Origin of the sequence: Mesorhizobium sp. M7A.F.Ca.ET.027.03.2.1, assembly GCF_003999175.1 — a bacterium.
In the GTDB taxonomy this organism is placed as follows: domain Bacteria; phylum Pseudomonadota; class Alphaproteobacteria; order Rhizobiales; family Rhizobiaceae; genus Mesorhizobium.
Map to the genome: position 1 here is coordinate 1 of NZ_RZOM01001695.1, position 722 is coordinate 722.

General features: G+C 63.3%; 1 protein-coding gene. It reads left to right on the forward strand.

Going from position 1 to position 722, the window contains the following annotated elements:
- The coding region (locus EN750_RS37435; protein WP_145968334.1) for an aminomethyltransferase family protein at positions 1 to 722 on the forward strand (722 nt) is incomplete at both ends.

Consider the following 722-nt stretch of genomic DNA (forward strand, 5'->3'; position numbering starts at 1 on the left):
GTCGAGGGCCGCGACGCCTGCGCTTTCCTGCAAAGACTATGCGCCAACGACATGGGCGTCGCCCCGGGCAAGATCGTCTACACCCAGATGCTCAACCAGCGCGGCGGCATCGAGAGCGACCTGACGGTCTCGCGGCTGTCGGAAACGGCTTTCTTCCTCGTCGTCCCCGGCGCCACGCTGCAGCGCGACCTGGCTTGGTTGCGCAAGCACGTCGCCGACGAGTTCGTCGTCATCACCGACGTGACGGCGGCCGAAAGCGTGCTCTGCCTGATGGGCCCGGACGCGAGAAAGCTGATCCAGAAGGTCAGCCCCAACGATTTTTCCAATGATAAAAATCCGTTCGGCACGTTCCAGGAGATCGAGATCGGCATGGGCCTGGCCCGCGCGCATCGCGTCACCTATGTCGGCGAACTCGGCTGGGAACTCTATGTCTCGACCGACCAGGCGGCTCATGTCTTCGAAGCGATCGATGAGGCAGGTGCGGATGTCGGCCTGAAACTCTGCGGCCTGCACACGCTGGATTCCTGCCGCATCGAAAAGGCCTTCAGGCATTTCGGCCACGACATCACCGATGAAGACAATGTGCTGGAAGCCGGCCTTGGCTTCGCGGTGAAGACCGCCAAGGGCCACTTCATCGGCCGCGAAGCCGTGCTGCGCAAGAAGGAAGCCGCCCTGTCACGCCGGCTCGTCCAGTTCCGCCTGAAGGACCCAGAGCCCCTGCT